The following is a 26,578-nucleotide window of genomic DNA, read 5'->3' on the forward strand; positions in this document are numbered from 1 at the left end:
GTATTCTGAACGTGTAGGCGTTTAGCGACCTACGGAAGAGAACTTGCGGCTAGGGTCTGGACCTATGCCCAACCAACCAGCGGTGACGGCTGCAAGGTGACGTGTGATCCTTACTTTTTGGGTCTCGCCTCGTGCGACTGCTTCGAATGCTTCTCCGCCAACGTAGGCTTCCAAGTCGGCACGAATAAGCTGTGGTTCTGTCAGTGGTTCGCCAGAGCGGGCATCGACCACTTGGATGACGTAGCTGATGTTATGCACGGCAGAAGGCGCACGCGCGCGCGTGACTGGTGTCACGGCATGGAATTCTTCCAAAGTGACGTTCAACTGAACACGACGGTTACCACGCAATGTTTTCGCGCCTGTCGCGATGCCGTTTTGCAAGATTGCTGCGACTTGCTGTCTGCGGTCGCCAGCAGGGTCTTCGTGCCATACGATATCTGCGTTTGGTGCGTAGCTGTTTGCTTCGGTTGTCGTCAAATTAGACGGAACGGCTACAGTTACTTCGGTGACGTTCCAGCCCTGTGAAACAGAGGCTTCAATGCCGGTGCCATAATCAGTGACCCAGCTACCGGAACATCCTGCGAGCATAACAAGGCACATCGTTAAAATTGTATTTTTCATGGTAGTATCCATCAGAAAGGTTTTGCTCTTGATGGGATATCGTTCAAGTTTGTCGGAAATTAGACCCTCATGTGGGGACAATCCTATGAAATATGTCATGAATGTCTTTTGGGGGCATCGACATAGAGGTGTCCGGCTCAGGTCTGCTAGGAAACCTTAGCCGTTGTTTTTATTACCGTAACCAGCCGCGCAGGTTGCGGTTGATGATGCCAGTCAGTGCGTTGATGTGCGCAGGATCGTCGTTCAGGCAGGGCACGTAGGTAAAGTCTTCGCCGCCTGCATGCTCAAAGGCTTCTTTGATCTCTTCGTTGATTTCTTCCAGCGTCTCGATGCAGTCAGCGGAAAAAGCGGGGGCGCAGACGGCGATGTTTTTAATGCCTTCCTCGGACGCCATTTTCGGGACTTCTTTAACGGTGTAAGGTTTCAGCCATTCTTCACGGCCAAAGACGGATTGGAATGTTGTGCGGATTTGGGTGTCATCCCAGCCGAGCCGTTCTTTCAGCAGGCGCGTCGTTTTCTGGCACTGGCAGTGGTACGGATCGCCTTCGGTCAGGTAGCGTTCCGGCATGCCGTGGTAGGAACACACGAGAACTTCGGGCTTTTTCTCGGCCTTTGCGTAGGCTGTTTCGATGGATTTGGCCAAGGCGTCGATGTAGGCGGGGTCTTCGAAATAGGGATCAACGACGCGGGCGGTTGGTTGCCATGGCTGTTTCATCAACGCCTGAAAGAACGAGTCGTTGGCTGTGGCTGACGTGGCGCCAGCATAATGCGGGTAGAGTGGGAAAAACAGGATTTTAGTGCAGCCCGCGTCGACCATTTCCTGCACTTTGGATTTGGTTGTGGGGTTGCCGTAGCGCATGCAAAAATCGACGCGCACGTCGTCGCCGTATTCTGCCGCTAGCTTTGCTTTGATCGCCGCTGTCTGTTTTTTGGTGATGGTGAGAAGCGGGCTTTCGTTGGCTTCTTCGTTCCAGATCGACTTATAGGCCGCACCGGATGAAAAGGGCCGTTTCGACAGGATGATCAGTTGCAGGATCGGTTGCCATTTCCACGAGGGCAGATCGACGACGCGCTTGTCGGACAGAAATTCGCTGAGATAGCGGCGCATCGACCAGTAATCCGTGCTGTCCGGCGTGCCGAGGTTGGCAAGTAGCACACCAACCCGCGCAGGTTTCACTGCGGGGTGGTCGGCTTTTGCGTGAACCGGGCAAGTGGCGGGGCGTTCTGAGGGCGTGTCATTCATGTGTTTCGTCCGGTTCATTTGGCTAATTTAGCTATTTCAGCGGGGTCTCGTCAGTGCCGAGGGCATCGGCGAGGCGGGTTGTCGCACTGCCGGGGCGCAACGGTTTTTGTTGGTTCTCGGCGGGCGCCCATCCGGTGAGCGTGATGATTTCAAAGGTTGCCGTGATCCGCACACCGTCTTCGGCGGGGAAGTTATCGGCGTAGATGGTCGCGGCTTCGGTCATAACATTGCGTGGCGTTGGGGTTTTGATGCGGTCGGTCAGGGCATTGGTTTCGCCCATTTTGCGCAGGTCGTGCATCAGGTGGAATGCGTTGGCGTAGCTGACGTTTAGCGGGATACCGTCGGCAACGGGTAGGGCAAAGCCAGCGCGTTGCAGCAAGCCACCAAGGTCACGAATTTCACCCATTGGAGCGATACGCGGGGACAAGCCGCCGCTGACGATGATCTCTGCTTCGGCCAGCGCAGTGCGCAACTCGTTTAGCGTCTGCCCACCAAAGCAGGCGGCGAGAAACAAGCCGTCAGGTTTCAGCGCACGGCGACATTGGACAAGCTGCCCGACGGGATCGTTCGCCCAGTGCAACGCGAGCGTGTGCAGCACCAGATCAAAGGCTTCGACATCTAGCGCGAGCGTGTCCTCGTCGCTGACGATTGTGGCATCTGGGTACTTCGCCGCCCAAAAATCGGGAAAACCGGTCACAATCGCGATGTTCGTAAACGTTCTGTTAACCTCGTTGAGTCTTTCCTGAAATTCGTCGGCAACGACGTCATGCAAGAACAAGGCATCAGGCTCTGCCCGATTGCGATTTCGGGTCAGGGCGGTGCGGTCGGTTATATTCGGTGGCGTATCCATAAGGGGGATTTAGAGCGTGCAGAGCTTAATGCAAAGTGTCGTTCGTGCAATTTACCCGCCTCAATGTGTCGCGTGTGAAACGCTGACCGAGGCGGAACATGGTTTATGCGGTCCTTGCTGGGCGCAAACGGCGTTCATCAGCGGGTTGGTTTGTGACACCTGCGGTGCGCTGCAGATGGGTACGGATGAGGGGGAACGTGTGCAGTGCGATGAGTGCATGACGATAGCCCGACCGTGGGATCAGGGGCGGGCTGCATTGGAATACAAAGGGATCGGGCGGCGTCTGGTTCTGGGGTTGAAACACGGGGATCGGTTGGATCTGACATGGCCCGCGGCAGGGTGGATGGCGGTGCGTGCGGCCGCGTTGGTCAAGGAAAATACGGTGATTGTGCCTGTACCGTTGCATTGGTCGCGATTGGTCAAGCGGCGATATAATCAAGCGGCTGCATTGGCGGTGGACCTAGGAAAACACTTGAAACGTCCGGTTTTTGTGGACGCGCTGGTGCGGTTAGAGCGCACGAAGCCGCTGGATGGCGTAGGACGCGCGGCGCGGTTTGATATGTTGAGCGGTAAAATCCAACCGCATCCGAAACGCAGTGCTGCCCTACGCGACAAGTCCGTTTTGATCGTCGATGATGTGATGACGTCTGGCGCGACATTGGCCGCTGCGGCAGAAGCAGCACGGATGGCCGGTGCCGCAAATGTGTCTATTGTTACTCTGGCGCGGGTGGTCAAGGATACCTAAGTAAGCCGCGACCCAGATAAAAGGACATGCCCGATGGCGACGATTGAAATGTATATGAAACCAACTTGCGGATTTTGCCACGCGGCGGCCCGTATGCTGGACAGCAAAAAAGCAAGCTACGCCACCATCAACATTCTCGCGCAACCTGCAAAGCGCGCCGAGATGATCCAACGCGCGAAGGGCGGATCAACTGTGCCGCAGATCTTTATCGATGGTAAACACATCGGTGGGTATGATGATCTGAACGCGTTGAATGCGCGTGGCAAACTGGATGCGTTGTTGAAAGCATGAAGATAGCGTTACTTCAGATCACGTCGGGCGATGATCCTGCCGAAAACTTGGAAACGGTTCTGGGCATGATGCGCGATGCGGCCTCACAGGGCGCTGAGTTTGCCCTGACGCCTGAAGTAACGAATTGTTTGACGTGGAAGCGCGCCCAACAGGACGCGGTTCTACAGCTTGAAGATGACGACGATACGCTGGCTGCGTTGCGTGCCGAGGCAAAGGCGCTGGGCGTCTGGCTGTCGATTGGATCGCTTGCGCTGAAAACAGGCGACGCGGATGGTCGGTTTGCCAATCGGTCGTTTATGATTGCCCCTGACGGGTCGATTGCCGGACGCTACGACAAAATCCATATGTTCGATGTGACGGTTTCAGAGGCCGAAACGTACCGCGAATCGAAGGGCTATCGCCCCGGCGATCACGCGACATTGGTGAAAACGCCGTTTGGTGGGGTCGGAATGTCGGTTTGTTACGATGTCCGCTTTGCTTATTTGTACCGCCAGTTGGCGCAGGCTGGTGCTGATATTTTACTGGTGCCTGCCGCGTTTTCGCCTGTGACGGGGGCAGCCCATTGGGAAACTTTATTGCGCGCAAGAGCCATAGAAACAGGGTGTTATGTCTTCGCAGCTGCCCAAACCGGAACATACGACGAGACCGCCGCGCGGCCGCGCACGACTTACGGCCATTCATTGGTTGTTAGTCCATGGGGCGAGGTTTTGGCGGACGGCGGCACTGACCCGACCTTGGTAATGGTTGATATTGATGTCGCAGAAGTGTCACATGCGCGCAAGCGCATCCCCGCGCTGACACACGACAGAGATTTCGCAGGACCCTGATGACCGATGAATCCAATGATCTGGCTGCGACGTTATTCAGCGAGATCTTGGCAGTTGATCAGCTAACCCGCGCGAGTGTCACAAAGGTTCTGCCGCGCGGCATGGAGCTGTCCCACTTTTCCGTCCTTAATCACCTTGCCCATAGTGGCGTTGAACGATCCCCCGGCGAACTGGCGCGGACGTTTCATTTGACGCGCGGTGCGATGACAAACACGCTTGGTAAACTTGAATGGGCCGGATGGGTGCATATTCGCCCTGATTGGGATGATGCGCGGCGCAAGATGGTTGCGATTTCGCCTGCGGGTGTGTCGGCGCGGAATGCTGCGATCCAAGCGATTTCCCCGATGATTGCCCAGATTGTTAAAGACATCGGTCCCATGCGTGTCCGTGGTGCGTTGCCTGTTTTGCGTGAATTGCGGCAGCGTTTGGCGGACGCGGATTAACCTGCTGTCGCGGGCCGCATTCAATAGGATCACGCCAACTTGATGGTGACGCAAGGTGACGGGAACGCTTTGCCTGCAGGCGCGTTACAGACCCGAGTTCATGACACTGGAAGGACCACGCCCATGAAGATTCTTATGGTTTTGACATCACACGATCAACTTGGTGATACAGGCGAGAAGACCGGATTTTGGTTGGAAGAATTTGCCGCCCCTTATTACACGCTGAAAGATGCTGGTGCGCAGGTTGTTCTGGCATCCCCAAAAGGTGGTCAGCCGCCGATTGATCCGAAAAGTGACGCAGAGGATTCACAGACCGAGGCGACGAAACGCTTTAAGGCTGACGAGGATGCGCAGGCTGATCTGGCTGACACGGCTGTTCTGTCTGGCGTGCAAGACGCAGGTTTCGACGCGGTCTTTTTCCCAGGTGGGCACGGTCCATTGTGGGATCTGGCCGAAGACGCGGACAGCATTCGTTTGATCGAGGCATTTGCGGCCAGCGACCGTCCGGTTGGTGCTGTATGCCACGCCCCGGCTGTGTTCAAACACACCAAAGGCGCTAACGGCAAACCGCTCGTGGACGGCAAGCGCGTCACTGGTTTCACCAACACCGAAGAAGATGCTGTTCAACTGACGGACGTTGTACCGTTCTTGGTCGAGGACATGCTGAAAGCAAACGGCGGTCTGTATGAGAAGTCCGATGATTGGGCGTCTTTTGCGATCACTGACGGGAAACTGGTCACGGGCCAGAACCCAGCCTCGTCAGAGGCCGCAGCAGAGCAGTTGTTGGCGCTGCTGAAATAAGCATTGTGCAGTAGCAAGTATGGGGCGGGTCGTTTGGCCCGCCCTTTTTCTATTCCGGTTTGATCGCGGCTGTGACGTAATTCACCGATAGATCGCGGTCAGAAATTCGCCAGTTCCACATGATTGGATTAAACTGGAACCCTTTGCGGTCAACGGGGTCGAGACCCGCATTGCGTAGCAGGTCGAACAATTCGTCCGGCGTGATGAATTTGCTGAACTCATGTGTGCCTTTGGGCAGCCAGCGCATCACATGTTCAGCCCCGACAATCGCCATCATAAAGCTTTTGGGATTGCGGTTGATGGTTGAGCAGATGTGCAAGCCAGCGGGTTTCAAAAGCTGGCGACATGCGGTCAGGAACCCAAGAGGGTCGGCGACGTGTTCCACCACTTCCATGTTCAGCACGACGTCGAATTGTTCACCGTCTGCGGCCATCGCCTCGGCCGTGTTGTGGCGGTAGTCGATGGTCAGGCCGGATTGCTGCGCGTGGACTTCCGCCACTGGGATATTCCCTGCTGCCGCATCAACACCCACAATCGTCGCCCCAAGCCGCGCCATCGGTTCGCATAGCAACCCGCCACCGCAACCGATATCGAGGATACGCAGACCGTCGAACGGCGCAGGACCGTTCAGGTCGCGCCCGAATTCCGCGGCGATTTGGCTGGTGATGTAGTCCAAGCGGCAGGGGTTCAGCATGTGCAGCGGTTTGAATTTGCCCTCAAGATCCCACCATTCGGCGGCCATTGCCTCGAATTTCGCAATTTCTGCGGGATCTACTGTGTTTGTTGCGGCATCAATCATTTCATCATCCAATTCGCTGTCGGGTCATGGTTTCCCGTCTCAATGCGCTATATAGGACGATTATGGACAAGGTCGTAGGTCAAAAGCGCACAGGTGCGCATCTGTATCCCCCAATAGACCCGTTTGATCAGCGTATGCTGGACACGGGTGACGGGCATTCAATTTATGTAGAGCAATGCGGGAACCCTGATGGGATTCCCGTTGTGGTGCTGCATGGCGGACCGGGTGGTGGCTGTAGCCCTGCGATGCGACGTTATTTCGACCCAAGCGTTTACCGCATCGTGCTATTTGATCAGCGCGGTTGCGGGCGGTCACGACCCCATGCAAGCGTTGAAAACAACACGACATGGCATCTGGTGTCCGACATCGAGATGATCCGCGAGGCGATTGGTGTTGATCGCTGGGTCGTCTTTGGGGGCAGCTGGGGCGCGACCCTGTCGTTGATTTATGGGCAAAGCCATCCTGAAAGCACTGCGGCACTTGTGTTGCGCGGCGTGTTTTTAATGACACAGCCAGAGTTGGACTGGTTCTATGGTGGCGGGGCCGGGAAATTCTGGCCTGATCTATGGGCAAAATTCGCTGATATGATCCCGCAGTCCGAGCATAACGATTTGATCGCGGCGTATCACCGCCGCTTGTTTTCGGGTGACGTCGCGATGGAATCCCGCTTTGGCCGTGCGTGGGCTGGATGGGAAAATGCGCTGGCTTCGATTGAATCGAATGGATCAACGGGCGACAGCCCTGCGAGCTATGCGCGTGCCTTTGCGCGGCTTGAGAACCACTACTTTGTAAATGCCGGATTTTTGTCTGAAGATCAGCAGATTTTGAACCGCATGGACCGGATTGCGGACATTCCGGGCGTCATCGTTCAGGGCCGTTACGATATGATCTGTCCGCCGATTTCTGCGTACACTCTGGCGTCGAAATGGCCCAAGGGGCGATTGGTCATGGTGGGTAAAGCGGGACACGCTTTGTCCGAACCGGGGATCAGTCGCGAGTTGGTCCAGACCATGGATATGTTCGCGGACAAACGCGACTTTCTGAATCTGTAGGGTTTACAGATACGTAGATGGCGCTAACTTGTTATTAATCCTCAGGGAGTACCTTTTATTTTGGGCAATGTCCTAACCATTATACTGCAACGCCTTGCGCTGGGCGTTCTCACACTTCTGATCGTCTCTGTTGTGATCTTTGTTGCGGTGAACTTGCTTCCCGGTGATTTCGCCCAATTGATCCTAGGCCAAGGGGCAACAGAAGAAGCCGTTAACACGATCCGCAGGGATCTAGGGCTCGATCAGCCGATGGTCGCGCGATACCTCACTTGGCTTGGCGGCATGCTGACCGGTGATCTGGGATCAAGTTTCGCACAGCTGAACTTTGCCACCAACATGGGTGGCGCGAATACCGTCACTGTGCTGGATCAGATTTTGCCGCGCTTGGGCAACACGATGTTCCTTGCGGGTGTGACCGCCGTGATCGCGGTTCCGATTGCCGTGACATTGGGTGTTTTGGCCGCGCTGTATCGCAATACAATCTTTGATCGGGTCGCGAACATCGCAACGCTCAGTTCGATATCATCGCCAGAGTTTTTCATGGCCTATGTGCTGATCCTCGTGCTGGCCGTGATCAATCCGATCTTTCCGTCGCTGTCCAATATCTATGATGGCATGGCCTTAAGTGACCGTCTTGAAAAGACGATGCTGCCTGCGCTGACCCTGACGCTGGTTGTGACCGCGCATATGATGCGGATGACGCGGGCCTCGATTATCAACTTGCTGGCCAGCCCCTATATCGAAATGGCGCGGCTTAAGGGCATGTCCCCGATGCGGGTGATTGTGAAGCACGCCCTGCCGAACGCATTGGCCCCAATCATTAACGTGGTGGCGCTGAACCTTGCCTATCTGATCACAGGTGTGGTCGTGGTCGAGGTGGTGTTTGTCTATCCGGGCATCGGTCAGTTGTTCGTGGATAGTGTGAAAATCCGCGATATTCCTGTCGTCCAAGCTTGCTGCCTGATCTTTGCGGCGGCTTATATCCTGTTGAACCTCACGGCGGACATCATGTCGATCCTGAGCAATCCGCGTCTGAGGCATCCGAAATGATTAATTTGATTATCTATCTTGCTGTCATTGCTGTTGCTGCGTGGGTGATGCGGTTCGCTGGTCAAAAAGTGACCGGTAACGCGCCCAAGTTTCGCGATATGACCTATGGTGTCGCGTTTGGTTACGTTCTTGCGGTGGCGCTCATTGCATGGCTCGCGTGGGGTTATGTGCAAGCGCGGTCTGATGATCCGTTGGTCGCGAACAAGTTCTTTTTCCTGAAGGCCGCGATCGAAGGTTTTGTGATCTTCGCTGTGGCTGCTTGGCTGTTCAAATTGGCAGGCAAGACCATCGGTACGGAATGGTCGAAAAAGATGTTCCGGTCGATGCCTTTGACGGCTGCTTTTGGTGTGTTGGTGATTATAATTTACATCGTCGTGGCTGTTTTTGCGCAGTGGATTGCGCCTTATGGGCAGGACGAGATCATCCAAGGGGCTGCGGCGAACGTAACCGCTGGCGGTAATACTGCGCTGGGCGGTGATCCTGCGTATCCGCTGGGCACAGATCAGATCGGTCGCGATATTCTGAGCCGTTTGATTTACGGTGCACAAAACACCGTTGGCATCGCGTTTGTCACAACTATGTTGGCGTTCTTGTTGGGTGGCACGCTTGGGTTCCTTGCCGCTGTTTTTGGCGGTTGGTTGGATCAGTTGCTGTCCCGTCTGGTGGACGTGTTGATGGCGATCCCGTCGTTGATTTTCGCACTTTTGCTGATGACGATTGCAAGTGTGTGGTCCGCGACGTTGGGTATTCCGCTGACTGTGTTTATGGTGCTGATTATCGCGTTGATCGACAGTACCCGCGTGTTCCGTCTGGCGCGTGCCGTTGGACAAAACATCGTGGTGATGGATTATATCGAAGCGGCAAAACTGCGCGGCGAAGGTATGGGGTATCTTGTGTTTAAGGAAATCCTGCCGAACGCGACTGCACCGTTGTTGGCCGAATTTGGTCTGCGCTTCTGCTTTGTATTCCTGATGATTGCCGCGCTGTCGTTCTTGGGTGTCGGTATCCAGCCGCCTTTGGCTGACTGGGGCACGATGGTCCGCGACTTGGCGGGTTTCATCAGCTACGCCCAATTCGCACCGCAAGCGTCGGTCACGCCGTTGTTGGCAGCGGGCGCGATTGCTTTGCTGACCGTCGCTGTGAACTTTGTCGTCGATTGGATGCTGCACAAATCATCGGGGTTGAAGGAATGAGCGATCAACTGGTCAAAATCCGCGATCTCTGGCTTGAGGGCCGCAGTGACGAGACGTGGAACCCGATTATCAATGGCGTCGATCTGAACCTGAAAAAAGGTGAGGTTTTGGGGCTGATCGGTGAATCCGGTGCCGGAAAATCCACGCTGGGTCTGGCTGCGATGGGCTTTTGTCGTGACGGCGTGCGCGTCTTTAAGGGGTCGGTTGAATTCGACGGGATCGATCTGCTGAACGCCTCGGCTGCTGTAAAACGCGATTTGCTAGGCAAGCGGATCGCTTATGTCGCGCAATCTGCTGCTGCCAGCTTTAACCCTGCGCATAAAATCATCGACCAGCACGTCGAGGGCCCGACCCAGCATGGTGTGATGACCAAGGAAGAATCCGAAGCCGACGGCATGGAACTGTATCGCAAGCTGCGTTTGCCGAACCCTGACGAGATTGGTTTCCGGTATCCGCATCAGGTCTCTGGTGGTCAATTGCAGCGTGCGATGACGGCGATGGCGATGGCCTGTCGTCCCGACTTGATCATTTTCGACGAGCCGACAACGGCGCTGGATGTGACGACACAGATCGAAGTGTTGGCCGCGATCCGCGAGATTGTTCAGGAATTTGACACTGCCGCGATCTACATCACGCATGATTTGGCAGTTGTCGCGCAGATGGCGGACCGGATTAAGGTGCTGCTTAAGGGTGACGAGGTTGAAACCGCTGACACCCGCACGATGCTTACCGCACCGACGCAGGAATACACGAAGTCGCTTTGGGCTGTGCGTAGTTTTGAACGTCCGTTGAAATCGCCTGTGATCGCAAGCGCCGTGCCTGTGGTTTCTGTCAGGTCCGTTGATGCGGCATATGGTAAAGTGCCGGTGTTGCATGACGTGAGTTTTGACATGCACGAAGGCCGCACTGTGGCGGTTGTGGGTGAATCCGGGTCCGGTAAATCGACAACGGCGCGGTGTATTACGGGGCTATTGCCACCGTCTGCGGGCGAGATCTTGTTTGATGGCGAGGTGATGCCGCCGAGTTATAAACGCCGCACCAAGGATCAGTTGCGCCAAGTGCAGATGATTTATCAGATGGCCGATACGGCGTTGAACCCACGGGTGACTGTTGGCAATATCATCGCGCGGCCCGTGCAGTTTTATTCGGGACTGACGGGTAAGGCGCTGCGCAAGCGCGTTGATTCACTGATGGATCAGATTGAGCTGCCTGCGGATGAATATTACAAACGGTTGCCGTCCGAGTTGTCGGGTGGTCAAAAACAGCGGATCGGGATTGCGCGTGCCTTGGCTGCGGAACCGAAGTTTATCATCTGCGACGAAGTGACATCGGCGTTGGATCAGCTGGTTGCAGAAGGTATCCTGCGGCTATTGGCGCGGTTGCAGGATGAATTGTCTCTGTCTTATATGTTCATCACCCACGACCTTGCGACCGTGCGCGCAATTGCTGACGAAGTGGTTGTGATGAAAGAGGGGCGTGTGGTCGAACAAGGGCCGAAGCGCGAAATGTTCAAGCCGCCGCATCACCCTTATACCGATTTGCTACTGTCATCGGTGCCAGAAATGGACCCCGATTGGTTAACGAATTTGCTGGCAGAACGTGGCGTCGATAACATCGGCGATGCTGCCGTTGATAATATGTAAAACGAATCATCCGTTTATACGGACGACATAATTGGACGCTAAACGTCCGAAATCAAAACTAGGGAGAATTGAAACATGTTGCATGGAATTAGCAGACGAAGTCTTTTGAAAACCGGCGCTGCTGCTGGTGTTCTGGGCCTGACGGGTATGCCGCTGCGTGCGCAGACACGAGGCGGTAAACTGACTGCCGGTCTGAACGGCGCGAATACATCTGATAGCTGGGACAGCCGTACGCATTCTGACTTGTTCATGATTGCCTCTGCCAACGGCGCAGTTTTTGATGCGCTGACCGAAGTTGCCGCCGACGGTAGCCTGAAGGGCGAATTGGCTGAAAGCTGGGAATCCGATGACGCGATCACGTGGGTGTTCAACCTGCGTCAGGGCGTGACATTCCACAACGGCAAGTCGTTTGGTCCTGAAGATGTGCTTGAATCGTTGCAGATGCACCTTGGCGAAGAATCCAAGTCAGCAGCAAAGCCGATTGTTGAAAATATCGCGAAGATGGAAAAGACGGGCGATTATCAGGTCACGATGACACTGAGCGCCGCTAACGCCGATTTCCCATATCTGATGTCCGACTATCACATCCTGATGTTCCCAGCGGGCCAGATCGAAGAAGCCATTCAGAACGGTATCGGTACGGGTCTTTATAGCGTTGTTAGCTTTGATCCAGGTGTTCGCTTTGTCGGTAAGCGCGTTGATGATCACTATAAAGGTGACGCTGCGGGCTTCTTTGACGAGATCGAATATATTGCGATCAACGACAACACAGCGCGGATGAACGCGCTTATGACGGGTCAGGTTGATGCGATTAACCGGATCGATTTCAAGACCGAAGGTCTGCTGAACGCGAACCCACAGGTTCGTATTCAAGAAGTCACCGGCAACCAGCATTACACCTTTGCGATGCTGACTGATAACGCGCCATTGAACGACGTGAACGTGCGTCGCGCGTTGAAGTACGGCATTAACCGTCAGGAAATGGTCGACAAAATCCTGCAAGGCCACGGTGCTGTTGCGAACGACACGCCAATCGGTCCTGCAAACCAGTACTACAACACCGAGATGGAACAGCTTGCTTATGATCCAGACAAGGCCGCCTTCTATTTGAAGGAAGCGGGTCTCGACAGCTTGAACATCGACATTTCGGCGTCTGACGCGGCGTTTGAAGGCGCTGTTGATGCGGCGCAATTGTATCAAGCGTCTGCTGGTGCTGCTGGGATTAACTTGAACGTGATCCAAGAGCCTGCTGATGGGTACTGGTCCAACGTCTGGCTGAAAAAGTCGTTCTCGGCTGTGTATTGGTCTGGTCGTGCGACTGAGGACTGGATGTTCTCTAGCGCTTACGAGACTGGTGTGCCGTGGAACGACAGCCAGTGGGACGACAAAGACAGCGCTCGTTTCCAAGAGTTGCTTGTCACTGCGCGTGGCGAGTTGGACACGGATGCACGTCGCAGCCAGTACTATGAGATGCAGCAAATCCTGCGTGACGATGGCGGTGTTATCGTTCCGATGTTTGCCAACTATGTGCAGGCTGTAAACAACCGTATCGCGACTCCTGATACTGTTGGGAACTTGTGGCAGATGGATAACGCTCGCATGGCAGAGCGCTGGTCAGAAGTCTAAACGACCTTATTATTATGATAGAAACGCCCTGCCGGAAACGGTGGGGCGTTTTTTTGGGGGATGATTTGCACAACTTAAGGGGTGTGTTGTCGCCATAATCCTGCCAAATCGCTATGCAAGAACCGAACCATTGAGAAACGAACGGGTTTTGTCGCATGAGATTTCTAAATAGTTCAGGCCATGCTGGGTTTACTGCATTGCCTGCCCAAATTATTGGAATTTCTGCCGTTTGCTTTGCACTGCTGATCGCGCCAACCTCTGCCTATGGAGGTGATCTGAATAGGCTGTCTCGGGCGACTTTGGCGGAAACCATGGCGGGGATCGAAGATGTGGATGCCAGCGAAGCAAACCTCGCGAATGCTGCACCTGATAGCTTAGAAGGCAAGTTATACGCCTATCAGCAAGCGCGACGTGTGCTTGAAAGTGCGGTTGCGGCCCAGAACATGGCGCTAGAACATTTCGAAGACTTGGCCGCGATGACCGCATCGCAAGTAGGCCTGACGCGACGCCAATTCCACGCACGCAAGGATGATGCGGCCAACGCGTATAACGCATTGCAGCAAGGTGCAGAGGCCGCGCAGATCGTAGCGCAGGCCGCGCTTGAAAACCTGTGTGACAAGGTGGCGTTGTCGAATGACGCGATGATGGAACTGCACGCGATGCTTGGGTTGTGACCGCGCGCTGATCACGATGCAGTTAAGTGGATTGCTCTGACTGCGGGTCGTGGTCTAACGATGATCAAGCAACCCCGAGGATTCCATGACGTTTGACGATCGCAAAGATGCCGCCGCCGTGTTTATTTTACGGATCGGGCTGGCTTGGTTCATCTTTTTGTGGGCCGCCCATAAGATCATCACGCCCGGACAATATCAGGGGCTTGTGCGCAACTATGAAGGTATTGAGATTTCGTTTGCGCAGATTTACGCCACGGCTGGGTTTCAGATCGCGTTATGTGTGTTGACCGCGATTGGTGCGCTGCGGCTGATGAGCTATTCCGGCCTTGCTGTAATGCACTTCTTTACCGTGACGCGGCGCTGGGATGGGTTTTTTGATCCATTTGCCCTGAACGAGCGCGGTTTTCCGATTAACCGGAACCAAGTCATTGATCTTGCGGTGCTTGCGGCGTTTGTCGCGCTGATCCTGCTGATCAATCGCGATCATTTCAGTGTCGGAGGTTGGCTGCGCAAACGTATGGGTCGGCGGGTTTGGTGGCAGTAAATGCAGACCCCCTTGCAGTTCTCGCCTTTAAGGGCTATGTCCCTTGCTAACAGCGGCGTCGGCTTCCACCCCCGACCCAACCGGAAATCTGATACGGGCCGCGCGCCCGTTTTTTTGTGCCTGATAGAATGGCGAAGCTAAATGAATGATTTGATTGCAAAAGCAGCGATTGACCGTCGCATCGCGGACATCATCACCCCTGTCGTAGAAGACATGGGGTTCGAGATCGTGCGCGTGCGTCTGATGTCTGGCAAAGAGACGATTCTTCAGATTATGGTCCAGCGCCCCGATGGCCAGATCGAAATTGATGAATGCGGTCAGGTGTCCACTGCGATTTCTGCGACCTTGGACGTCGAAGACCCGATTGTTGAAGTTTATAACCTTGAAGTGTCCAGCCCTGGCATTGACCGCCCGCTGACGCGGTTGAAAGATTTCGACCAGTGGCAGGGTTTTGAGGCAAAGCTGGAAACTGACGAACTGATCGACGGCCGCCGCCGCTTTAAGGGCGAATTGGCTGGTACGCAGGACGACGAAGTGCTGATCACCATCGAAGAAGGCACTATTGGTTTGAAATTCGCATGGCTGTCTGACGCCAAGCTGGTTTTGACTGACGAGTTGATCCGCGATGTTTTGAGTGGCCGTAAAGATGCTGGCCAAATTGATGAATCACAGTTCGATGAGGTCAAAACGATCATCGACAGTGAAGAAAACGAAGCCCCGTCTAAGACCGGCAAGTCCAAAAAGCGCCCAAGTTCAAAGAACAGCGCGAACAAGGAGAGTAACTAATGGCGATTACCTCAGCCAACCAGCTTGAGCTGCTGCAAACCGCAGAGGCCGTAGCCCGCGAAAAGAACATCGACCCTGTGTTGGTGATCGAAGCGATGGAAGAATCCCTCGCGCGTGCTGCGAAATCCCGTTACGGCGCTGAAATGGACATTCGCGTGGCCATCGACCGTCGCACTGGTAAGGCCACGTTCACACGTGTTCGGACTGTTGTGTCGGACGAAGAGTTCGAAAACTACCAGTCCGAATTCACTGTTGCGAGCGCCAAGGACTACATGGACAACCCTGAGGTCGGCCAACAGCTGATCGAAGAAGTGCCGCCAGTTGAATTGGGCCGTATCGCGGCGCAATCCGCCAAGCAGGTGATCTTGCAAAAGGTCCGCGAAGCTGAGCGTGACAAGCAGTACGAAGAATTCAAAGACAAGGCCGGCACCATCATCAACGCGCTTGTTAAGCGTGAAGAGTATGGCAACGTCATCATCGACGTGGGTTCTGGCGAGGCGATCTTGCGTCGTAACGAAAAAATCGGTCGCGAGGCATATCGCCCGAACGAGCGTATTCGTTGCTACATCAAAGAAGTTCGTCGCGAGCAGCGCGGTCCACAGATCTTCCTGTCACGTACAGCGCCAGAATTTATGGCTGAGCTGTTCAAGATGGAAGTTCCAGAGATTTACGAAGGCGTTATCGAGATCAAAGCAGTTGCGCGTGATCCGGGTTCCCGCGCTAAGATCGCTGTTATCTCTTATGATAACTCGATTGATCCGGTCGGTGCCTGTGTCGGTATGCGCGGTTCACGTGTTCAGGCTGTTGTAAACGAGCTTCAGGGCGAGAAAATCGACATCATTCCTTGGAATGAAGATATGCCAACTTTCCTCGTGAACGCATTGCAGCCTGCTGAAGTCTCCAAAGTTGTTTTGGACGAAGAAGCTGGCAAAATCGAAGTTGTTGTTCCTGATGAGCAGCTGTCGCTTGCGATTGGCCGTCGTGGTCAGAACGTGCGTTTGGCGTCCCAGCTGACTGGTCTTGATATCGACATCATGACTGAAGAAGAAGAATCCAAACGTCGTCAGGCCGAATTCGAACTGCGCACGAAGCTGTTCATGGATACGCTGGATCTCGACGAATTCTTTGCACAACTGCTGGTTTCCGAAGGGTTCACGAACCTCGAAGAAGTCGCCTACGTTGAGGCTGAAGAGTTGTTGGTTATCGAAGGTGTTGACGAAGGTACGGCAGGCGAACTGCAAACACGTGCCCGCGAATACCTTGAAGCACAGAACAAAAAGGCGATGGATGCCGCGCTGGCCGCTGGTGTCGAGCAGTCCTTGATCGACTTTGAAGGTCTGACACCACAGATGTTGGAAGCACTTGGCGCTGATGGCGTGAAAACGCTGGAAGATTTCGCGACCTGTGCTGACTGGGAATTGGCTGGTGGCTGGACCATCACCAAAGGCGAGCGCACCAAAGATGACGGTGTACTTGAGCCATTTGATGTGTCGCTTGAGGAAGCGCAAAGCATGGTCATGACTGCCCGCGTGATGCTGGGTTGGGTTGATCCCGACGAGTTGGCCGCAGACGAAGCTGCCGCGACAGAGGAGGAATCAGAAGCCTAATTTGGCTTCTGACCTTGAATATGGCGCGCGGTGGCCAACATAAGAACCCTAACGATGATGCGGAACGTAAATGCATCGTCACGGGAGAGGTGCAACCAAAAGCCGGATTGATCCGGTTTGTGGTTGGCCCCGATAATGCTGTTTATCCAGATGTCTTGGGTAAACTGCCGGTTCGTGGTATGTACGTGACCGCTGACCGGGCTGTTCTAGAAGACGCACGAAAAGGGCATTTTGCCCGTAGTGCAAAGCAAGCCGTGACAGTATCGGACACCTTGATCGACGATGTTGAGCGATTGATTGCTCAGCATGTCATTGATTTGCTTGGTCTTGCTCGCAAGGCTGGTCGCGCCGTGTGCGGCTTTGAAAAAGTAAAAGGGTGGCTCGCCGGTAGCGAGAACGTCCGTGTCTTGATGCAGGCCTCTGACGGGTCTGAACGGGGCAAAACGAAACTATGGACCCCGGAAGGGGCCCGCTATTTTGGTTGTCTGACCGCGCAAGAGCTGGGTTTGGCCTTTGGCAGAGGAAGTGTGATACATTGCGCTCTCTCCACTGGTGGACTCAGCAATCGTGTTGTAGAGGATGCAACAAAGCTTTCGGGCTTACGCGGGATTGATGGTCAAAAGACTGGCAAAGGCAAAGCGGCCTTTGGGAAGGATACGAATTTAAATGAGCGATAACGACGGCAAAAAGACACTTGGTCTTGGCGGTTCTCGTCCAAGCAACGTGAAACAAAGTTTTAGCCACGGGCGGACGAAGAACGTCGTGGTGGAAACAAAGCGTAAACGCGTTGTGGTTCCAAAGCCTGGCGCGGGGAAACCTGTGCCGTCTGGCCCAACAGGCCGGCCCATCGGTGGTGATCCGTCCAAACGCCCAGCAGGCATTTCTGATGTCGAGCTAGAGCGCCGGATGAAAGCACTTGCGATGGCGCGTGCCCGCGAGACCGAAGAGGCCGCGAAACGCGAAGCTGAAGAAAAAGAACGTGCCGCCGATCGCGCTGCACGTCGCGCGGAACAAGAAGCCAAAGAGGCTGAAGACCGCGAGCGCGAAGAGCGCGCTAAGCAAAAAGCTGAAGATGAAGCCGCTAAGAAGGCAAAAGCAGAAGCCGACGCACGTCGCGCTGCTGCCACACCTGCTACATCGACGACACCTTCGGACGAAGCACCGACAACGGGTGGCGTTGCACGCAACGCTGCACCGCGCAACAAAACGCCTGAGCGTGACAACCGCGACAACAAATCCGGCAAGCCGGGTCGCAGTGAAAACGATGGTCGTCGGTCAGGTAAACTGACAGTCAACGCCGCGATGCGCGGTGGTGAAGGTGGTCGTCAGCGTTCAATGGCTGCGATGAAACGCAAGCAAGACCGTGCCCGCGCAAAAGCGATGGGTGTGTCTGCTGAGCGTGAAAAGGTTTACCGCGAGGTGTCATTGCCAGAAGCGATCACCGTTTCTGAATTGGCGGCTCGTATGACCGAGCGTGTTGCTGACGTTGTGAAAGCGTTGATGACAAACGGTATCATGGCCACACAAACCCAGACGATTGACGCGGATACCGCTGAATTGATCATCGAAGAGTTTGGCCACACTGTTGTGCGCGTTTCTGATGCTGACGTTGAGCAGGTGATTACAGCGGTTGAAGATAAAGCCGAAGACCTGAAACCACGCGCCCCGATCATCACGATCATGGGCCACGTTGACCACGGTAAAACATCGCTCTTGGATGCGATCCGTAAGACACGTGTTGTGGCTGGCGAAGCTGGCGGTATCACACAGCACATCGGTGCTTATCAGGTGACAACTGATGGTGGCCAAGTGCTGTCGTTCCTCGATACACCAGGTCACGCTGCGTTCACGTCGATGCGGTCACGCGGTGCGCAAGTAACTGATATTGTTGTTCTTGTTGTTGCGGCTGACGACGCCGTGATGCCACAAACGATTGAAGCGATTGCACACGCGAAAGCAGCTAAGGTCCCAATGATCGTTGCGATCAACAAGATCGACCGTGAAGGTGCGAACCCTGATAAAGTGCGGACAGACTTGTTGCAGCATGAAGTGATTGTCGAAAAAATGTCCGGCGATGTGCAGGACGTTGAAGTGTCTGCGATCACAGGTCAGGGCCTTGATAAGCTGCTTGAAGCTATCGCGCTTCAGTCTGAAATCTTGGAACTGAAAGCCAACCCAGATCGCGCTGCGACTGGTGCGGTGATCGAAGCCCAACTTGATGTTGGTCGCGGTCCAGTTGCTACGGTTCTGGTTCAATCCGGTACACTACGTCGCGGCGATATCTTCGTTGTGGGCGAACAATGGGGTAAAGTCCGTGCGCTGATCAACGATCACGGCGAGCGCGTCGAAGAAGCGGGTCCATCCGTTCCTGTTGAGGTGCTAGGTCTGAACGGGACACCAGAAGCGGGCGACGTGCTGAACGTGACATCCACCGAAGCACAAGCGCGTGAAATCGCGGAATACCGTGCAAATGCTGCGAAAGATAAACGCGCAGCAGCGGGTGCGGCGACGACACTGGAACAGCTGATGGCGAACGCCAAAGCGAACGAAGACGTGAGCGAATTGCCGATCTTGGTGAAAGCTGACGTTCAGGGTTCCGCTGAAGCAATCGTTCAAGCGATGGAAAAAATCGGCAACGATGAAGTTCGCGTTCGCGTTCTGCATTCGGGTGTTGGTGCGATCACTGAAACGGATATCGGTTTGGCCGAAGCGTCAGGTGCGCCTGTGTTCGGCTTTAACGTCCGTGCAAACGCATCAGCGCGGAACACAGCGAACCAAAAAGGCGTGGAAATCCGTTACTATTCCGTCATCTACGATCTCGTAGACGATGTGAAAGCGGCGGCCTCTGGTCTCTTGTCTGCTGAAATCCGCGAGAACTTTATCGGCTACGCTACTATCAAGGACGTCTTTAAGGTGTCTAATGTTGGTAAGGTTGCCGGGTGTCTTGTGACCGAAGGTGTTGCGCGTCGCTCTGCGGGTGTTCGCCTGTTGCGTGATAACGTCGTGATCCACGAAGGTACGCTGAAAACACTGAAACGCTTTAAAGACGAAGTGCCAGAAGTGCAGTCCGGTCAGGAATGCGGCATGGCATTCGAGAACTACGAAGATGTTCGTGCAAACGACGTCATCGAGATCTTCGAGCGTGAAGAAGTCGAACGGAACCTGTAATCAGGCGATCCAAAGAATTGAAAAGGGCGGTCCGGTTGGGCCGCCCTTTTTCGTTTCTGACGTATTTTGTGCGACGGAAATCACCTGTGCTATCGTTTAACTCGCAAAGCACCTCATGAAGGAAGATTTGATGCGCCCCGTTTTTGCCCCGATCGCTGCGTTATGCCTACTGCCGTCGGCGTTATTCGCCCACGCAGACCACGACACGGTCGCCGAAAATGCCCTGACGGCACCAAGCGAGATCGTCGATTGTACGCTTGAAAACGGTGATGCGGCGCAATGTGCGTCGTACACTGTGAAATCATTGCCTGACGATCTGGAAATCGGACCGTTCTGCCCTGCGACACTTGATGAAACGGGTGGGCTTTGGGAGTGGGACGGCGAACGTGACGGTACGTATCTACTGGACCGCGCGTTCTTTGAGATGCTGAACGGGCAGGGCTACACGTTTTATGATGGTGACGAGAATGTCTATTCGTTTGATATTCGCACCGAACGTCCTGTTGAAGACCACGAATGTATCAATGCGTCGCTCGATGAGGCGGCTGAGATGACTGTTCTGATCCCGATTAACCCTGTGATGGCGGATGAACCAACTGATCTGGGCACCGTTGCGAAGGTGGGTATCGGGATTGATGGCGTGCCAATCTTTGCCGATGCGCCATCGGTTCTAGAGCGGTCACATATGCCCGCGCTGGACGTTTGTGGTGGTCATATTGACCCAGGTGGCTGGTATCACTGGCACGCGACCGCCACCGATATCGCGACACCGCTGGAAGAAGCCGGAATTGAGAGCACATGCAGCGTGGCGCAGGATAGCGGCGCATTGTTCGCCTATGCGTTTGACGGTTTCGCGATCTTTGGACACACAGAAGCGGACGGCACGATGCCCGCTGATCTGGATAGGTGCGGTGGCCATATCGGTATGACGGCCGCAGATGACGAGGCTGTTTACCATTACCACGCTGGCGAAACTTTCCCGAACCTGCCGAACTGTCTGGTTGGGGTGTCCGCGCAGGATAACTTTAGCACAACCGCCGCGCAGGGCATTGGGTCCGCGCAAGGTGATCGTGGTGGGCCGCCACCTAAGCCATAAGATACAACTGATGATGGTACGTCGTTGAATTTGGTTCGGTAAATAGAACGGTTTCCCCCACGCAGATGTGTTTGCGTGGGGGGACAGTCGGATGCCTCCGGCGGGGATTTAGAAGAAGTCAAAGAAGCCGAGGGCGTGGTGCGATTAAAGCCAGTCCCTGAGGATCGGGATGAGCGGGATATCTGCGGGCGGCATTGGATAGTCGCGCAGGTCTCTTGCGGCGACCCATTTGAGCGATTGCCCTTCGCGGCCTTGCGGTGTTCCGTTCCATTTGCGACATGCGAAAAGTGGCATCAACAGGTGGAAATCGTCGTAGCTGTGTGATGCAAAGGTTAGCGGCGCGAGGCAGCTTTCCCATGTGTCGATGCCGAGTTCTTCTTGCAGTTCGCGGATCAGGGCGACTTCGGGCGTTTCGCCAGTCTCGACTTTGCCGCCTGGGAATTCCCACAAGCCCGCGAGCGATTTGCCTTCGGGTCGTTGTGCAAGCAGGACGCGCCCATCGGTGTCGATGAGCGCGACTGCGGAAACCAGAAGCGTTTTCACGAGCGATAATCCGCGTTGATACGGATATATTCGTGGGTCAGATCGCAGGTCCAAACGGTGCTACTGCCGGAACCGATGCCAAGATCAACGCTGATCGTGATTTCATCGCCCTTCATGTAGGCCGCTGCCGCATCTTCTGAATAATCAGGCGCGCGCCAGCCGTTGTCGGCTACTTTGATATCGCCGAAACTGATCGACAGCGCGTCGCGATCTGCTTTGGCGCCGGATTTCCCGACGGCCATGACGACCCGTCCCCAGTTCGCATCTTCGCCAGCGATAGCGGTTTTGACGAGTGGAGAGTTGGCCGTGGCCATTGCGACTTTGCGCGCGTCGTCGTCGCTATCTGCGCCGGTGACGTCGATGGTGATGAATTTGGTCGCACCTTCACCGTCGCGCACAACTTGGTGGGCGAGATCAAGCATGACCGCGTGAAGCGCCTCGGCGAAATCGTCGTTGCCCGTGACGTCAACACCAGATGCGCCAGTTGCCCCGACAAGCAGCGTATCAGAGGTCGATGTGTCACTATCGACGGTGATGTTGTTGAATGTTTTGTTGGTGTTATCCGTCAGGACCCATTGCAGTGCCTCAAAGCCAATCACAGCGTCGGTAAAGATGTAGACCAGCATCGTCGCCATATCCGGCGCGATCATGCCTGATCCTTTGGCGATGCCTGCGATGTTGACTGTCTTGCCGTCCACGGTGATCTGGCGCGTCGATCCTTTGGCAAAGGTATCGGTGGTCATGATCGCACGGGCCGCGTCGGACAGGCCTGCGGTCGTTTGCGCTGTGTGGAGTTCGCCGATTTTCGCGATGATTTTGTCGTGCGGTAATGGCTCGCCGATCACGCCTGTCGAGGACGTGAAGACGCGATTTGCGGCGACGCCTGTTGTGTCTTGGATCGCGGATGCAATCGCGTTGACCGAACCTGTGCCATGCTTGCCCGTGAATGCGTTGGAGTTACCCGAGTTCACGAAAATCGCGGCGGGGCCGGACTGGTCGCCACCTAGTTTTTCCTGGCAGTCCAGCACGTTGGCGGACCGCGTTGCAGAGCGCGTGAAGACCCCGGCGATGGTGCTGCCGGGGGTCAATAGGGCCAACATGACGTCGGCCCTATTGGCGTATTTCACCCCCGCTTCCGCAGTTGCGAATGTCACGCCGTCGATGACGGGAAGGTCGGGAAAGGCCGCAGGGGCCAGCGGGGAAAGTGGCATTTATTTCGGCTCCAGCAAGGACAGATCGCCGAGAAGTTCAGGATCAAATGCGCCGTCTTCTGGCAGCACGATGTCAGCAGCTTCGGTCAATTCGGCCAAGCGGGCTTGAATCGCGGCTTCCTGCACTTCGGCCATCAGTTCTGAACGGACTTCTTCAAGCTCTGGTGCTTCTTTGACGCGACTTTCGAGCAGTTTGATCACGTGAAAACCGAATTGCGTTTCGACAGGGTCGGAAACAGCGCCGACTTCCATGTTCATGACGGCATCTTCAAACGGTGTGACCATCTGGCCTGCGCCGAACCAGCCAAGGTTGCCGCCGTTTGGCGCGCTAGGTCCGGTGGACACTTCTTTCGCGACGTCTGCGAATTCTTCGCCTTCATCGATACGCGCTTTGGCAGCCTCGGCTTCTTCCAGCGTTTCAACAAGCAGGTGTGCTGCGTTGTATTCGGTTTCTGATTCGCCTGTCTCATATTTGCTGTCGTAGGCGGTTTGCAGCGCTTCGTCGGTCATTGCTTCGACGGAAAGCATGTCGATTGCTTCGCCAGCCAGCAAAGAGCGGCGTTCGTTGCGCAGGGCGTATTCGACGCGGTCAGGTGTTTCTGTGACGGCATCAGACAAAAGCTGTTGTTGGATCAGTTGCTCTAAAACGCCATCAAACAGCACGTCGGCAGCCAATGCCTGATACTGCTGAGGCAGTTGAGCGCGTGCGATAATCATCTCGCCGAGTGTGATTTCGGTCTCACCAACTGTTGCGATAACGGTCGCGGCTGTGGTGTCTTGCGCTGCAACTGGTGCTGCGAGTACTGCGATCAGCGCCGCCGACCCCAAAAATGTTGCATGTTTCATCATAAAACGATCCCTTAATGCATCACGCAGGTGCGTGACGTTGACACTGTTCAACCCCGACCTTAGATCATTGAGAGACCCTGAGGGGGCTGGTCTTGGCCCTTTGTAGGTGGCCTGTTCAGGGGCTACAAGCGACCTCCTCTCAATTCGATGTTAGAACGGCGTGTCTGCGCCACCGGAGAACACATGCTTGGTTTAGGAAATGTTGCCAAAAAAGTTTTTGGCACCGCTAATGATCGCAAAGTCAAAGCGGTTCGTCCGTTGGTCGCAAAGATCAACGCGCTAGAGCCAGAGTTTGAAAAACTGACTGACGAGCAGATCAAAGCGAAGACAGAAGAACTTGCTGGTCGCGCGATGGGCGGCGAAAGTCTGGATGCGTTGCTACCAGAAGCGTTTGCCAACTGTCGCGAGGGCGCGCGTCGTGCTCTTGGCTTGCGGGCGTTTGATACACAGTTGATGGGCGGGATATTCCTGCATCAGGGCAATATTTCAGAGCAGAAAACTGGTGAGGGTAAAACCCTGACAGCGACGTTCGCCGCCTATCTGAATGCGTTGACGGGCAAAGGCGTTCATATCGTTACCGTCAACGATTACCTTGCCAAGCGTGACGCCGAATGGATGGCGAACGTTTATAACTTCCTCGGTTTGACTGTTGGTGTGATTTACCCGCAGCAGCCAGAAGCCGAAAAGATCGCGGCTTATGCGTCTGACGTGACTTTTGCGACGAACAACGAGCTTGGGTTCGATTATCTGCGCGACAACATGAAGTCTGAATTGTCCCAGATGTCCCAGCGCGATCACAACTTTGCGATTGTGGATGAGGTCGATTCGATTTTGATCGACGAAGCACGGACACCGCTGATCATCTCCGGCCCTGCGCAAGATCGGTCTGAAATGTACATCGCGATTGATCGTTTGATCCCCGAAGTACAAGACGATCACTTTACCCTAGATGAAAAGTCGCGTCAGGCGACGTTCACCGACGACGGCAACGATTTCATCGAGAAACGCCTGTCCGAAATGGGTCAACTGCCCGAAGGTCAGACGCTTTACGATCCAGAAAGCGCTACGCTGGTGCACCACGTCAGCCAAGGTTTGCTGGCGCACAAGATGTTCCAAAAAGACAAAGACTACATCGTTCGTGACGGTGAAGTGGTCCTGATTGACGAATTTACGGGCCGGATGATGGACGGGCGCCGTCTGTCCAATGGTCTGCACCAAGCGATTGAAGCGAAAGAAGGCGTGAAGCCAAAGCCGGAAAACGTCACGCTGGCGTCGGTTACGTTCCAGAACTACTTCCGTTTGTACAACAAGCTTGCTGGAATGACTGGCACCGCGTTGACCGAAGCTGACGAATTCAACGAGATTTACGGGCTTGGTGTGGTCGAGGTTCCGACGAACCGTCCGATCGCGCGGATCGACGAAAACGATCAGGTCTACCGCACTGCCCGTGAGAAATATCAGGGCGTTGTTGATACGATCAAGGAAGCCCACGAAAAAGGCCAGCCGATGCTGGTTGGTACAACGTCGATTGAGAAATCCGAACTGATCAGCCAGATGCTGACTGACGCAGGCATTGCGCACAACGTGCTGAACGCGCGTTTGCACGAGCAAGAAGCGCAGATCATCGGTGACGCGGGCAAGTTGGGTGCAGTGACAATCGCCACCAACATGGCGGGTCGCGGTACTGATATTAAGCTTGGCGGTAACATTGAGATGCAGATCGTGCAGGCTTTGGCCGCCGACCCAGACGCGCATCCCGACGAGGTCCGTGCGCGGATTGAAGCAGAGCACGCGGACGCAGAGGCAAAGGTAAAAGAGGCGGGCGGTCTGTTCGTTCTGGCCACTGAACGCCACGAAAGCCGTCGGATTGATAACCAGTTGCGCGGTCGGTCTGGCCGTCAGGGGGATCCGGGCCGGTCGTTGTTCTTGCTGTCGCTCGAAGATGATCTGATGCGGATTTTCGGGTCCGAGCGTCTGGACAAAGTGTTGTCTACGCTTGGCATGAAAGAAGGCGAAGCGATCATTCACCCATGGGTGAACAAATCGCTAGAACGTGCGCAGGCGAAAGTCGAAGGTCGTAACTTTGACATGCGCAAGCAGTTGTTGAAATTCGACGACGTGATGAACGAGCAGCGCAAAGTGATCTTTGGTCAGCGTCGCGACATCATGGAAGACAGCGATCTGTCCGAAGTTGCTCGCGATATGCGTCTGCAAGTGATCGAAGATTTGGTTGACGAATTCATGCCGCCAAAATCTTACGCCGATCAATGGGACACCGAAGGGTTATATGCCGCTGTGATCCGCGATCTTGGCATGGATGCGCCTGTGATGAAGTGGGCGTCTGAAGAAGGCGTTGATGCTGATGTGATGCGTGAACGGCTAGAGGCCGAGTCAGACAAATACATGGCCGAAAAAGAAGAAGCCTTTGGCCCAGAGACATTGCGCAACATCGAAAAGCAACTGTTGTTGCAGACCATTGATGCGAAATGGCGCGAGCATTTGTTGACGTTGGAACACCTGCGCTCTGTCGTTGGCTTCCGTGGGTACGCGCAACGTGATCCGTTGAATGAATACAAAACCGAAGGGTTCCAACTGTTTGAGCGCCTTTTGGATGGCTTGCGGACTGATGTGACGCAAAAACTGGGCGCGATCCGTCCAATGTCTGCGGAAGAACAGGAACGTATGGTTGCGCAGGTGCGTGAACAACAAGCGGCAGCCGCTGCTGCAGCTGCAGGCGCGACCGCTGTTTCCGCTAGCGCAACAACGGCTGGCACAGCGCGTGAAGGTTTCGTCGAAGATGATCCATCAACATGGGGCACGCCAAGTAGGAATGACCTATGCCCGTGTGGTTCTGGGCTAAAGTTCAAACATTGCCACGGCAAACTCGGCTAATTTCAGCCATATTCCCGTCACCGT

The 26,578-nt window shown here is 54.9% G+C and carries 25 protein-coding genes; 18 read left to right on the forward strand and 7 right to left on the reverse strand.

What is annotated here, in order from left to right:
* Positions 1 to 21: 21 nt before the first annotated feature.
* The 3 genes from FHS72_RS04725 to FHS72_RS04735 all read right to left on the reverse strand — a co-directional run bounded on the left by FHS72_RS04725 (position 22) and on the right by FHS72_RS04735 (position 2,714).
* A complete protein-coding gene (locus FHS72_RS04725) occupies positions 22 to 621 on the reverse strand; it encodes a DUF6778 family protein (protein ID WP_183526305.1) in 600 nt (199 codons plus the stop codon).
* 172 nt (positions 622 to 793) lie between these two features.
* Complete coding sequence (hemH, locus tag FHS72_RS04730) at positions 794 to 1,864, reverse strand: ferrochelatase (RefSeq protein WP_183526307.1); 1,071 nt, start codon at positions 1,862 to 1,864, stop codon at positions 794 to 796.
* A gap of 31 nt (positions 1,865 to 1,895) precedes the next feature.
* A complete protein-coding gene (locus FHS72_RS04735) occupies positions 1,896 to 2,714 on the reverse strand; it encodes a methyltransferase domain-containing protein (protein ID WP_183526309.1) in 819 nt (272 codons plus the stop codon).
* A gap of 28 nt (positions 2,715 to 2,742) precedes the next feature.
* Here FHS72_RS04735 and FHS72_RS04740 point away from each other — a divergent pair, with 28 nt between their 5' ends.
* The 5 genes from FHS72_RS04740 (at position 2,743) to FHS72_RS04760 (ending at position 5,821) form a co-directional block, all read left to right on the forward strand.
* The gene (locus FHS72_RS04740) at positions 2,743 to 3,459 is read left to right on the forward strand and encodes a ComF family protein (protein WP_183526561.1); all 717 of its coding nucleotides are present in this window, start codon (positions 2,743 to 2,745) and stop codon (positions 3,457 to 3,459) included.
* Positions 3,460 to 3,492: 33 nt separating this feature from the next.
* Positions 3,493 to 3,750, forward strand: coding sequence for a glutaredoxin 3 (gene grxC, locus FHS72_RS04745; protein ID WP_183526311.1), 258 nt, complete (start codon positions 3,493 to 3,495; stop codon positions 3,748 to 3,750).
* On the forward strand, positions 3,747 to 4,577 hold the full coding sequence (locus FHS72_RS04750; protein WP_183526313.1) for a carbon-nitrogen hydrolase family protein: 831 nt from the start codon (positions 3,747 to 3,749) through the stop codon (positions 4,575 to 4,577). Before grxC ends, FHS72_RS04750 begins: the two co-directional genes overlap by 4 nt.
* A complete protein-coding gene (locus tag FHS72_RS04755; RefSeq protein ID WP_183526316.1) occupies positions 4,577 to 5,020 on the forward strand; it encodes a MarR family winged helix-turn-helix transcriptional regulator in 444 nt (147 codons plus the stop codon). Before FHS72_RS04750 ends, FHS72_RS04755 begins: the two co-directional genes overlap by 1 nt.
* Before the next feature lie 123 nt (positions 5,021 to 5,143).
* Entirely contained in the window at positions 5,144 to 5,821 is a 678-nt protein-coding gene (locus tag FHS72_RS04760; RefSeq protein ID WP_183526319.1) for a type 1 glutamine amidotransferase domain-containing protein, read from the forward strand.
* A 49-nt stretch (positions 5,822 to 5,870) separates the two neighbouring features.
* On the opposite strand, the gene ubiG is transcribed toward FHS72_RS04760, so the two are convergent.
* Positions 5,871 to 6,620, reverse strand: a complete 750-nt coding sequence (gene ubiG / locus FHS72_RS04765; protein WP_183526322.1) for a bifunctional 2-polyprenyl-6-hydroxyphenol methylase/3-demethylubiquinol 3-O-methyltransferase UbiG — start codon at positions 6,618 to 6,620, stop codon at positions 5,871 to 5,873.
* Positions 6,621 to 6,682: 62 nt separating this feature from the next.
* Between ubiG and pip the strand changes: the two genes are divergently transcribed.
* The 12 genes from pip to FHS72_RS04825 all read left to right on the forward strand — a co-directional run bounded on the left by pip (position 6,683) and on the right by FHS72_RS04825 (position 21,059).
* Positions 6,683 to 7,672, forward strand: coding sequence for a prolyl aminopeptidase (gene pip / locus FHS72_RS04770; protein WP_183526325.1), 990 nt, complete (start codon positions 6,683 to 6,685; stop codon positions 7,670 to 7,672).
* A gap of 60 nt (positions 7,673 to 7,732) precedes the next feature.
* Positions 7,733 to 8,722 (forward strand): ABC transporter permease, encoded by a 990-nt coding sequence (locus tag FHS72_RS04775; protein WP_183526328.1) that lies wholly within the window; start codon positions 7,733 to 7,735, stop codon positions 8,720 to 8,722.
* Complete coding sequence (locus tag FHS72_RS04780) at positions 8,719 to 9,915, forward strand: ABC transporter permease (RefSeq protein WP_183526331.1); 1,197 nt, start codon at positions 8,719 to 8,721, stop codon at positions 9,913 to 9,915. Before FHS72_RS04775 ends, FHS72_RS04780 begins: the two co-directional genes overlap by 4 nt.
* The gene (locus FHS72_RS04785; RefSeq protein WP_183526334.1) at positions 9,912 to 11,558 is read left to right on the forward strand and encodes an ABC transporter ATP-binding protein; all 1,647 of its coding nucleotides are present in this window, start codon (positions 9,912 to 9,914) and stop codon (positions 11,556 to 11,558) included. Before FHS72_RS04780 ends, FHS72_RS04785 begins: the two co-directional genes overlap by 4 nt.
* A gap of 75 nt (positions 11,559 to 11,633) precedes the next feature.
* The gene (locus tag FHS72_RS04790; protein WP_183526337.1) at positions 11,634 to 13,184 is read left to right on the forward strand and encodes an ABC transporter substrate-binding protein; all 1,551 of its coding nucleotides are present in this window, start codon (positions 11,634 to 11,636) and stop codon (positions 13,182 to 13,184) included.
* 155 nt (positions 13,185 to 13,339) lie between these two features.
* Positions 13,340 to 13,858, forward strand: a complete 519-nt coding sequence (locus FHS72_RS04795; RefSeq protein WP_183526340.1) for a hypothetical protein — start codon at positions 13,340 to 13,342, stop codon at positions 13,856 to 13,858.
* An 85-nt stretch (positions 13,859 to 13,943) separates the two neighbouring features.
* Complete coding sequence (locus FHS72_RS04800; protein WP_183526343.1) at positions 13,944 to 14,402, forward strand: hypothetical protein; 459 nt, start codon at positions 13,944 to 13,946, stop codon at positions 14,400 to 14,402.
* 141 nt (positions 14,403 to 14,543) lie between these two features.
* Entirely contained in the window at positions 14,544 to 15,188 is a 645-nt protein-coding gene (rimP, locus tag FHS72_RS04805; RefSeq protein ID WP_183526346.1) for a ribosome maturation factor RimP, read from the forward strand.
* Positions 15,188 to 16,795 (forward strand): transcription termination factor NusA, encoded by a 1,608-nt coding sequence (gene nusA / locus FHS72_RS04810; protein WP_183526349.1) that lies wholly within the window; start codon positions 15,188 to 15,190, stop codon positions 16,793 to 16,795. Before rimP ends, nusA begins: the two co-directional genes overlap by 1 nt.
* 20 nt (positions 16,796 to 16,815) lie before the next feature.
* On the forward strand, positions 16,816 to 17,472 hold the full coding sequence (locus tag FHS72_RS04815; RefSeq protein WP_183526352.1) for an RNA-binding protein: 657 nt from the start codon (positions 16,816 to 16,818) through the stop codon (positions 17,470 to 17,472).
* Positions 17,462 to 19,963: a translation initiation factor IF-2 gene (gene infB, locus FHS72_RS04820; RefSeq protein ID WP_183526355.1), complete on the forward strand. Its 2,502-nt coding sequence runs from the start codon at positions 17,462 to 17,464 to the stop codon at positions 19,961 to 19,963. The genes FHS72_RS04815 and infB overlap by 11 nt, the downstream gene beginning before the upstream one ends.
* A gap of 130 nt (positions 19,964 to 20,093) precedes the next feature.
* Positions 20,094 to 21,059 carry a YHYH protein gene (locus tag FHS72_RS04825; protein ID WP_183526358.1) on the forward strand — a complete coding sequence of 322 codons (966 nt, stop codon included), beginning with the start codon at positions 20,094 to 20,096 and terminating at the stop codon, positions 21,057 to 21,059.
* Positions 21,060 to 21,203: 144 nt separating this feature from the next.
* On the opposite strand, the gene mutT is transcribed toward FHS72_RS04825, so the two are convergent.
* Genes mutT through FHS72_RS04840 form a run of 3 tightly spaced genes read right to left on the reverse strand, consistent with a single transcriptional unit; the run spans position 21,204 to position 23,662 of the window.
* A complete protein-coding gene (gene mutT, locus FHS72_RS04830) occupies positions 21,204 to 21,602 on the reverse strand; it encodes an 8-oxo-dGTP diphosphatase MutT (RefSeq protein ID WP_183526361.1) in 399 nt (132 codons plus the stop codon).
* Entirely contained in the window at positions 21,599 to 22,813 is a 1,215-nt protein-coding gene (gene argJ / locus FHS72_RS04835; RefSeq protein WP_183526365.1) for a bifunctional glutamate N-acetyltransferase/amino-acid acetyltransferase ArgJ, read from the reverse strand. The genes mutT and argJ overlap by 4 nt, the downstream gene beginning before the upstream one ends.
* Entirely contained in the window at positions 22,814 to 23,662 is an 849-nt protein-coding gene (locus FHS72_RS04840) for a peptidylprolyl isomerase (RefSeq protein WP_183526369.1), read from the reverse strand.
* A 183-nt stretch (positions 23,663 to 23,845) separates the two neighbouring features.
* Here FHS72_RS04840 and secA point away from each other — a divergent pair, with 183 nt between their 5' ends.
* Positions 23,846 to 26,554, forward strand: a complete 2,709-nt coding sequence (gene secA / locus FHS72_RS04845) for a preprotein translocase subunit SecA (RefSeq protein ID WP_183526373.1) — start codon at positions 23,846 to 23,848, stop codon at positions 26,552 to 26,554.
* Positions 26,555 to 26,578: the final 24 nt, after the last annotated feature.

This window comes from Yoonia ponticola (genome assembly GCF_014199395.1).
GTDB classification, from domain to species: Bacteria; Pseudomonadota; Alphaproteobacteria; order Rhodobacterales; family Rhodobacteraceae; genus Yoonia; species Yoonia ponticola.